This window comes from Microcoleus sp. AR_TQ3_B6 (assembly GCF_036702785.1).
Classification (GTDB): Bacteria; Cyanobacteriota; Cyanobacteriia; order Cyanobacteriales; family Microcoleaceae; genus Microcoleus.
In genome coordinates, this window is the sequence record NZ_JAUBVJ010000230.1 from 1 (window position 1) to 1,696 (window position 1,696).

The 1,696-nt window shown below is 51.1% G+C and carries 1 protein-coding gene; it reads right to left on the reverse strand.

Annotated elements, in window-relative coordinates; all coding sequences use genetic code 11:
• A partial coding sequence (locus tag QUB56_RS36855; RefSeq protein WP_332961295.1) for a choice-of-anchor Q domain-containing protein occupies positions 1-1,696 on the reverse strand: 1,696 nt, incomplete at both ends.

Genomic DNA, 1,696 nt, shown 5'->3' on the forward strand with positions numbered 1-1,696 from the left:
GGAGTATTGGTGAATTCAAAAGCGCCGATATCAACGATCGCACTTCCGTTACCATCACCATCTTGAGGGCGACTCACGCCGCGCTGATCCTCCGCTGGTGCGCCAATTGCAATCCCTGTATCAATTGCCGGACTTCCTGCCTGCAGCGGCCTGACTAAAGCGCCGTTAATGTTTTGCAAACGGCCGAGTAAGGGGTCTGCGATCGTAATACTTGCCGTCGCATTGTAATCGTTGAAGTTAGCGGTTTTTTTGATCGGCCACTGAAAATTGCCTCCTTGGTCGGTTAATTCGCTGCTGGTGTGCTGCTGAATGCCAAACGGGTTCCCGGACGTGTTATTGGCAAAAATCGTGTTTTTGACGGTGACAGGATTGCCCGCCGCCGCTGAGATAGCTCCGCCAACCCAGCCGGCGTAATTGTCGGCAATCGTGGTGTTGACAATGGTTGTGGGTCCATAAAGAGCCATTGCACCGCCGACATTGCTATAGCCATCAGCAGCAGTAGTAGTAACCTGGTTGCCAGAAAACGTGCTGTTGGTAATCGTGGTAGGTGCATCCACGACCCAAATGCCACCACCTTGACCGGGAGCTTTATTGTCAGCAAATGTGGTATTCGAGATGGTAAATCCCTGGTTGGCGCCGTTGTTCGCTTGCACCAAACCGCCGCCAATTCCGCCGTTACCGCCGGGAAGCGGCAGAATTTCGTTGTTTTGGAAGGTGCTGTCTGCAATACTTACGCTATCTTGGGTGCCGGTAAACAGATAAGCTGCTCCGCCTTCGCCTCGCCCTTTGTTGTCTTGAAATACACTTTTGGTGATCTTAATTGTGCCGGAAGCTTCGCTGGGATTGCTGGCTCGATCGGTGTAAAGTGCACCGCCGAAACCTCTTAAGAAATCATTGGGCTGACCAATGGCGAAAGTGGCTGCCGTGGTATCGTTGCCGATGAATCGCGAGTTGTCAATTGTTAGCTTACCTTGAAGGCTGTTAATTGCCCCGCCGTTAATTCCTTGGTTGTTGGTGAAGTCGCTGTTGGTGACTGTAAAAGTTTTGAAACTCAAAAAGCCGATCGCACCTGCAGCCCGTTCATCATTAGCTGCGGTGGCAACGTTGCCGTTGAATTTACTGTTGGTAACAGTCAGAGTATTGTTGAAATTAGCAAAAATTGCGCCACCGCCTTTATCGGCGACGTTGTTGTTGAACTGAACATTGTCTACTGTGAGGTTTACTTCGTCGGTTGTGCCGATCGCGCCCCCTCGATCGGTAGTTTTGCCGTTAGTAATAATGAGGTTTTTGACAGCAAAAGTGGTAGCAGTCGCAACGTTGGCATTGACAAAAAAGGCACGGGATGCGTTGTTACCGCTGATGGTTAAACCCGGTGCTGCGGCGCCGTCAATGGTAATGTTTTTGCCAACGGGAATATCGAGTTGACCGCTGGTGATGGTAATGGTTTGGCTGGCTAAACCTGGAGCGAAGGTAATGATATCGCCGCTCGCAGCAGAGGCGATCGCATCTCTCAAGGAACCGGGCCCGCTATCGTTATTGTTGGTAACGGTAACAGTCGCTAAAGTCCCTCGGTAATCCGCTATTGCCTGTGGATTAAGAGCTAAGGGCGTTTCAATATTCCCTTTGGCAAACTCCAAATTCCAGTTACCACCGCGGCCAGTGCGATCGCCAGATGCTGCAATATCAGCCCCCGTTA